Raw genomic sequence first — 6,846 nt, 5'->3', positions numbered from 1 at the left:
CGCCGGAAGCGCCTGTAGTGGACGTGCCGGAACCGCGCCCGAATGACGTGGTGACGCCGCCGTCGCCGCCGGCTCCCCCGGCGCCTCCGGTCGACATCCAGGCCAGCGTGGACATCTCGTTCAAGAACATGAACCCGCCGCGTTATCCGCCGGCCGCTTTCCGCGCCGGTATCCAGGGCGAGGTCATCCTGATCATTGATGTCGATGCCAACGGCAATGTCACCAATGTGTCTGTCGAGAAGTCCAGTCGCAATCGCGATCTCGACCGGGCTGCAATGGAAGCGGCGCGCAAGTGGAAGTTCAACCCCGCCCAGAGCGGTGGGGCGAAGGCAGCTGGTCGCGTCCGCGTCCCGGTCAACTTTGCGCTGAGCTGATCCCGGCGGCGGCCCTGACGGCTGCCCCCGCGGAACGTTTTTCGTACTTAGCTACACCCTTTAACACCACACACAACAAAGGTAAGCGTCATGCTGCAGGAAATTTTCATCGCCGCTGCTGCCGGGGGCAACGCAAACAACGCGCTCTCGCAGATGGGCTTCGAGCACCTGATCCACGAGATGACCTCCCAGCCGGGCGACTTCGCCGTCTCTTGGGTCGTGCTGATCACCCTGGTGGTGATGTCGGCCATGTCCTGGTACTGGACGGTCATCAACACCTTCCGCACCGCGCGCCTGAAGTCCGCTTCTGACCGCGTGCCGAGCCTGTTCTGGGATGCCCCGAACGCGCAGGAAGCTGTCCGTGCGATGGAAGAGCAGGCCGCTTCGGAGCCGTTCTCCAAGATTGCCCTGGACGCTGCCCAGGCGGCCGCCCATCACCAGCAGGCTGGTGCCGGCGAAACCCTGAGCCGTTCGGAGTTTGTGGACCGCGCCCTGCGTCAGGCCGTGACCCGCGAATCCAACAAGCTGCAGGGTGGCATGATCCTGCTGGCCACCGTCGGTGCGACCGCTCCGTTCGTGGGTCTGCTGGGTACCGTGTGGGGCATCTACGGCGCGCTGATCAAGATCGGTGCCACCGGTTCGGCCTCGATCGACGCCGTTGCCGGCCCGGTTGGTGAAGCCCTGATCATGACCGCCATCGGTCTGTTCGTGGCTATCCCGGCCGTGTTCGCCTTCAACTTCTTCAGCAAGATCAACAGCGCGACGGTCAGCAAGTTCGACACCTTCGCCCACGATCTGCACGACTTCTTCGCCACCGGTTCGCGCGTCCGCTAATCCGGCAAGCCAAGCAGTCCTCGCAACGATATAGACGGAGCCCGTTATGGCTTTCAGTAGTGACAACAGCAGCGGCCCCATGGCCGACATCAACGTGACGCCCCTCGTGGACGTGATGCTGGTGCTGCTGATCATCTTCATCATCACGGCTCCCCTGATGTCCCACAAGGTCAAGGTCGAGCTGCCAGAGGCCAACCTGGTCATCAATCCGGACGACGCCGAAAAGCGCCCGAGCCCGATTACGGTGGCAGTCAAGGAAGACGGTTCGCTCTACTGGAACGACGAAGAGGTCTCCAAGGAGACCTTGGAATCGCGTTTCGCCACGGCTGCCCAGCAGACCCCCCAGCCTCCGCTCAACTTGCGTGGTGACAAGACCACCAAGATGAAGGTGATCAACGAAGTCACCAAGATCGCGCAGGGCCAGGGCATGTTGGACGTCGGTTTCGTTGCCACCAAAGAAAAGGGGCAATAAGCGATGGCTTTCAGTAGTGGTGGTAACAAGGGCCCCATGGCCGACATCAACGTGACGCCCCTCGTGGACGTGATGCTGGTGCTGCTGATCATCTTCATTGTGACCGCGCCGATCATGACCTACCCGATCGCCGTGGATCTGCCGCAGCGGGTGATCAACCCGCCGCCGCAGCTCAAGGAACCGCCGCCGCCGATCGAGCTGCGTGTGGATGCCAGCAACCAGGTGTACTGGAACAACAGTCCGGTCAACGTGGCTGAGCTGCAGCAGCGCATGGAAGAGGAAGTACAGAAGGATCCGACCAACCAGCCGGAACTTCGCATCGACGCCAATCCGGATTCGGAGTACGAGGTCATGGCCAAGATTCTGGCCCAGGCCAAGAACGCCCGCATGCTCAAGATCGGTTTCGTACAGTAATACGCAACACCAAGTCATGACGCGACTGGAAAACGCCCTCGAGCAATCGGGGGCGTTTTTTTTGCCCGGCGTTCTTCGCCCGCGCGCGCAGTCGCTGGCACTCGCGGCTCTCCTTAATGAAACCCCGGCGCTGTGGGCAAGCCGGGCACCGTGTTGCCGCCTGTTGCGATGGTAGTTGTTGGACATGCCGAGGGCGTGCGCAATGACGCTCCTGCGGTAGCCGGCGGAGCCGCCCTCTTGCTTTATACGCACCCGACAAGGTGCTGCGCGGGGCCGCCTGTGTGGTGCGGTTGCGGGATGCAGGTGCCCCTACCCTTGGCGCGGGTGGCTTGGAGAGCACCGGAAGCGCGGCCTTTTCAGATGCTTCGCCACGGCAGTACGGACGTGCGCACCCACCACGTGGCCGCCGCACGCGTACGCGCAGCGGCAGGGAGCACTTCTTTCTCCGTGGCAGGTGAAGCAACCTGCGCGGAGCACGTGCCTTTCCTGCACCGCCTGGCCGCCCGCCGCTTTGAGGGACGCGTGCAGCCCGCAGAGACTGCGAAAAAGATCTGCTCCAAAGTGCGAGCAATCCCCGCCCACCAGTGGTGGACGAGGTAGAAGCGCTGCCGCGCTGGTGCGGTGAGCGGCAGACCGGTGAAACGCCTGCGTGCCGGAGCGACCCTCAGGCGTTGCCGGATTCGGCCGTGCTGATCGCGGCGAGATAGCCGCCGACGGTGGTCTCCAGCCCCTCGTACAGGGCTTCGCTGATCAGCGCGTGGCCGATGGAGACTTCCTGCACGCCGGGCACGTGGCGCAGGAACGTGGCCAGGTTGGCCTGCGACAGATCATGGCCGGCATTGACCCCAAGACCGGCGGCCTGCGCGCGGCGCGCGGCGTCGGCAAACACCGCAAGGGTGGCGGTTGGATCCCCTTCGGCAAAGGCTTCGGCGTAGGGGCCGGTGTACAGCTCGACGCGGTCGGCGCCGAGCGCGGCGGCCTGGGCGATGGCGGGATTGCCGGCATCGACGAACAGGCTGACCCGGCAGCCGTAGCTTTTGAGTGCGGCGATCAGCGGGCGCAGGCGTTCCCCATCCCGGGCGAAGTCGAAGCCGTGATCGGAGGTCAGCTGGCCATCCCCATCGGGTACCAGGGTGGCCTGGGCCGGGCGGGTCTGCTCGCACAGCGGCAGCAGGCCCGGATAGCCCTCGCGCGGCGGGGCGAACGGATTGCCTTCGATATTGAATTCAACCCCGTGCTGCTGGGTCAGTGCGGACAACGCCAGCACGTCGTCGGCGCGGATATGGCGCTGGTCCGGGCGCGGATGCACGGTGATGCCGTGCGCACCGGCGCGCAGACAGGTCATCGCCGCCCGTACCACGTCAGGCTCCCCCCCGCCGCGCGAATTGCGCAGCACCGCGATCTTGTTGACGTTGACGCTGAGGAAGGTCATGGCTGCGGGGATTCCCGATCCGGCGTTGCCGGCTGCACTGGGGGAGGCGGAGCGACGGTCGGTGCGGCGGCATCGACGCGGAACTGTTCGCGCAGTGCCTGCAGTTCCGCCGGATGCAACGCACGCGGTGCATCGGTCAGAGCGCCGCCGATACGGGCGGCATACAGGCCCTTCACCCACAGCAGCGCAAACACCAGCGATGCCAGCAGCGAGAGCAACAGCAGCCAGGTCTGTGTGGCCGAGATGGCGAGCACGAACGCACCCAGCGCGAGCAGCAGGAACAGCCAGTACATGACGATCTCCCGGTAGAGGGAAGGAAGTGTAACGGGGCGGGCCGGCACGGTTCCACGTGCCGCCGTCGCGTATCAGAGCAAGGGGGACGCCAGCCGTGCGAATGCTTCGGGCAGACGCTGGCGCCACAGCGAACGGCTGCGGTTGGGCTGCACCTCGACGGCACGGTCGAACTCGGCTTGCAGGATGGCGTCCAGTTCGGCGGTCAGCTGGCGGTCGCTGTACATCATCGACAGCTCGAAATTCAGGCGGAAACTGCGATGGTCGAAATTGGCGGTGCCGACGATGCAGGTGCTGTCATCGGCGATGAAGGCCTTGCTGTGCAGCATGCGTGGGCCGTATTCGTAGATGCGCACCCCCGCTTCGAGCAGCTCGTCGAAATAGGAACGCGCGGCAAAGGTGACGAATCGCGAGTCGCTGAGCTTGGGCACCATCAGTCGGGTATCCAGCCCGCCGAGTGCGGCCGAGGTCAGCGCCATGCGCGCGGCCTCGCCCGGCACAAAGTACGGCGTCACCAGCCACACGCGCCGCTTGGCTTCCTGGATGGCGGCCACATGCAGGCGGTGGATCGCCTCCCAGGCCGAATCCGGCCCGGACACCAGCACCTGCGCGTTGATCTGGCCGCACTCGCGGGCCGGCACCGTGGCCGGGAACAGGTCGCCGCGCTCGAAGCGTTCCGGCGCCTGGCCGGTGGCGTAGATCCAGTCCTCCAGAAACACCAGCTGCAGGCTGTGGACAACATGGCCGCGGATGCGCATGTGCAGGTCACGGTAGGCGTTGGCATTGCGGCTGTCGTCCTCCTCGTCGGTGACGTTGATGCCGCCGGTGAAGGCGATCTCGCCATCGACCACCACCAGCTTGCGGTGGGTGCGCAGGTTCAGCCATGGCCGTTTGAACGGCTTGAGCAGCTGCCGCGGATGGAACCAGGCCACCTCGCCGCCGGCGTCCAGCAGCGGTTGCAGGAAGCGGCGCCGGATCTTCGAGGAACCCACCGCGTCGAGCAGCAGCCGTACCTTGACCCCGGCGCGGGCGCGCGCGACCAGCGCATCGCGCATCGCGGTGCCGGCGTGGTCGGGCTCGAAGATGTAGTACTCCAGATTCACATGGCGGCGGGCGTCGCCGATGGCGGCCAGGATCGCCGCATAGGTCGCCGCGCCATCCACCAGCCAGTCCACCGCGGTCGCGGTGCTTGGCGCCAGCCCGGTGGTCGCCTGCCCTACCCGCGCCAGTTCGGTGCAGCGGGTATCGGGCGGACAGACCGCCTCGTAGGTGCCCATGCCCGCGCGTGAACGGCCGCGGCGCAGGCGCTGGCGCACGATCTTCTGCGGACCGAACAGGTAGAACACGAACAGGCCGATGTATGGCAGCGCCGCCAGCGACAGGATCCAGCTCAGCGTCGCGACCGGCTCGCGCTTCTGCAGCACGATGTAGCCGGCCAGCACCAGCAGATAGGCCACATAGGCCACCGCCAGGATCTGCCCCCAGTGGGGAATGCTCGACAGGCTTGTCCACAGCTCTTGGAGGGTTTGGCGCATGGGCCGATTCTAGCTGCGGGTGGGAGGCGCGCGCGGGGAGCTGATGTTGCGTTGCGTCAATTTGTACACAAGTGTAATATACCGGGATGGATAAACAGCTCCCGGCAGCCAGCGGCTACGCCAGCATCGATGAGAAGCTGGCGATCAGCAGCGCTCGCCATCCCGGCTTTCCCCGTGACCAGGCCATGCTGGCGCGGCTGGTCAAGCTGGTGCACAAGCTGTTCTGCGATCACGGCAACGCCTTGTTGCGCGATTACGGCATCAGCCATCCCGAGTACAACGTGCTGATGATGCTCGACGGCTCCGAAGCGGGCCTGAGTCCGTCGCAGATCAGCGAGGCCGCCAGCGAAAAGTCCTCCAACGTCACCCGCCTGATCGACCAGCTGCTGGCCAAGGGCCTGGTCAGCCGTGAACCCAGCGGGGAAGACCGCCGCAAGCTGGTGGTGCGGCTTACCGCCGCCGGCGAGCAGCTGATCGAAACCGTGATGCCGGCGGTGATCGCGCAGCTGCAGCGCTTCTTCAGCGGAGTGGAAGCACAGGAGCTGCAGCAGATGGAAGCCCTGCTCACGCGGGTGCTGGTGGGGCTGGAAACCCGGGCATGAGTACGCATCCGGCTGAGTGCGCGCCGGGTGCCGGGAAGCTGTCCCGCTGGACCGGCACGCTGCGCCACGCCATGACCGGCGAGGGGGCGGTCTGGGCCTACATCGGCAAGGTGCTGGTGGCCCTGTACCTGTCCGGCTGGATCGCGATGCGGCTGGGGATGAGTTCGCCGGGCACGGCGATGATCACCGTGCTGGTGGTGATGAACCGCAATACCGGCATGGTCCTGGCCAAGGCGTTCTATCGCGGGCTCGGCACCGTGGTCGGCTGTGCGATGGCGGTGCTGATCGTGGCGCTGTTTCCGCAGAGCCCGGTGATGCTGGTGACGGTGATGGCGCTGTGGGCCGGCTTCTGTGCCGGCGGCTCGGTGTGGAGCCGCGGCATGGCCTCCTATGGCTTCGTGTTGGCCGGCTACACGGTGGCGATGATCATGCTGCCGGTGATCCACCAGCCCCAGCACATCCTCAACAGCGCGCTGGAACGCACCGGTGAAGTGCTGCTGGGCATGGCGGTGACCAGTATCGTGTTCGACGTGCTGTGGCCCAACCGCCTGCGCGCCGGCCTGCGCGCGGCCGATGACGGCAACCTCAACGACTTCCTGGATTTCGTTGCCGGTGCGATCGGCGGGCGGCTGCAGGGTTTCGAGGTGATCGAACGCACCCAGAGCCGCGTGGTGCAGGGCGCGCTGCAGTTCGAGGAGCTGCGTGCCACCGCGTATTTCGACGATCCGATCCTGCGCAGCCGCAACGGCCAGCTCAAACTGATCAACCAGCACTTCATGGCCGCGACCTCGCGGTTCCAGGCGCTGCACCACCACATTGACCGGATGCGGCGTCGCGGCGAGGACGAGGTGGTCGCCGCGGTGCGCAGCGTGCTGCAGCCGCTGCCGTTGCT

9 protein-coding genes are annotated in these 6,846 nt (G+C 65.8%); 6 read left to right on the top strand and 3 right to left on the bottom strand.

The features are described 5' to 3' along the window. The 4 genes from JCM9942_RS08790 to JCM9942_RS08775 all read left to right on the top strand — a co-directional run. Window positions 1-374 (top strand): energy transducer TonB (locus JCM9942_RS08790; RefSeq protein ID WP_157722838.1); only part of this gene is annotated, 374 nt, incomplete at its 5' end. Between the two features lie 90 nt (window positions 375-464). Further along, on the top strand, window positions 465-1,208 hold the full coding sequence (gene exbB, locus JCM9942_RS08785; protein WP_054659089.1) for a TonB-system energizer ExbB: 744 nt from the start codon (window positions 465-467) through the stop codon (window positions 1,206-1,208). 46 nt (window positions 1,209-1,254) lie between these two features. Next, window positions 1,255-1,680: an ExbD/TolR family protein gene (locus JCM9942_RS08780; RefSeq protein WP_054659087.1), complete on the top strand. Its 426-nt coding sequence runs from the start codon at window positions 1,255-1,257 to the stop codon at window positions 1,678-1,680. Window positions 1,681-1,683: 3 nt separating this feature from the next. Further along, window positions 1,684-2,094 (top strand): ExbD/TolR family protein, encoded by a 411-nt coding sequence (locus tag JCM9942_RS08775; protein WP_054659085.1) that lies wholly within the window; start codon window positions 1,684-1,686, stop codon window positions 2,092-2,094. Window positions 2,095-2,758: 664 nt separating this feature from the next. On the opposite strand, the gene JCM9942_RS08770 is transcribed toward JCM9942_RS08775, so the two are convergent. From JCM9942_RS08770 to cls, 3 genes are all read right to left on the bottom strand, one after another. Then, a complete protein-coding gene (locus JCM9942_RS08770; protein WP_054659083.1) occupies window positions 2,759-3,526 on the bottom strand; it encodes a pyridoxine 5'-phosphate synthase in 768 nt (255 codons plus the stop codon). Further along, window positions 3,523-3,819, bottom strand: a complete 297-nt coding sequence (locus JCM9942_RS08765; protein ID WP_241772643.1) for a hypothetical protein — start codon at window positions 3,817-3,819, stop codon at window positions 3,523-3,525. Before JCM9942_RS08765 ends, JCM9942_RS08770 begins: the two co-directional genes overlap by 4 nt. Window positions 3,820-3,891: 72 nt before the next feature. After that, on the bottom strand, window positions 3,892-5,352 hold the full coding sequence (gene cls / locus JCM9942_RS08760) for a cardiolipin synthase (RefSeq protein ID WP_054659081.1): 1,461 nt from the start codon (window positions 5,350-5,352) through the stop codon (window positions 3,892-3,894). An 86-nt stretch (window positions 5,353-5,438) separates the two neighbouring features. On the opposite strand from cls, the gene JCM9942_RS08755 reads away from it, so the two are divergent. Both JCM9942_RS08755 and JCM9942_RS08750 read left to right on the top strand, forming a co-directional pair. Continuing rightward, entirely contained in the window at window positions 5,439-5,954 is a 516-nt protein-coding gene (locus JCM9942_RS08755; RefSeq protein ID WP_054659079.1) for a MarR family winged helix-turn-helix transcriptional regulator, read from the top strand. Continuing rightward, window positions 5,951-6,846, top strand: an 896-nt coding sequence (locus tag JCM9942_RS08750) for an FUSC family protein (protein ID WP_172675079.1), incomplete at its 3' end; no start/stop codon positions are given. The genes JCM9942_RS08755 and JCM9942_RS08750, both read left to right, overlap by 4 nt.

Source organism: Stenotrophomonas pictorum JCM 9942 (assembly GCF_001310775.1).
In the GTDB taxonomy this organism is placed as follows: domain Bacteria; phylum Pseudomonadota; class Gammaproteobacteria; order Xanthomonadales; family Xanthomonadaceae; genus Stenotrophomonas; species Stenotrophomonas pictorum.
Note: the sequence above shows the minus strand (reverse complement) of the source record. Positions and strands in the feature narration are given on the sequence as shown.

Excerpts from the sequence above, each read along its gene's own strand:
- JCM9942_RS08780 (WP_054659087.1), top strand. The coding sequence starts at position 1,255 with ATGGCTTTCAGTAGTGACAACAGCAGCGGCCCCATGGCCGACATCAAC.
- JCM9942_RS08755 (WP_054659079.1), top strand. The coding sequence starts at position 5,439 with ATGGATAAACAGCTCCCGGCAGCCAGCGGCTACGCCAGCATCGATGAG.
- cls (WP_054659081.1), bottom strand. The coding sequence starts at position 5,352 with ATGCGCCAAACCCTCCAAGAGCTGTGGACAAGCCTGTCGAGCATTCCC.
- JCM9942_RS08765 (WP_241772643.1), bottom strand. The coding sequence starts at position 3,819 with ATGTACTGGCTGTTCCTGCTGCTCGCGCTGGGTGCGTTCGTGCTCGCC.
- JCM9942_RS08770 (WP_054659083.1), bottom strand. The coding sequence starts at position 3,526 with ATGACCTTCCTCAGCGTCAACGTCAACAAGATCGCGGTGCTGCGCAAT.
- exbB (WP_054659089.1), top strand. The coding sequence starts at position 465 with ATGCTGCAGGAAATTTTCATCGCCGCTGCTGCCGGGGGCAACGCAAAC.
- JCM9942_RS08775 (WP_054659085.1), top strand. The coding sequence starts at position 1,684 with ATGGCTTTCAGTAGTGGTGGTAACAAGGGCCCCATGGCCGACATCAAC.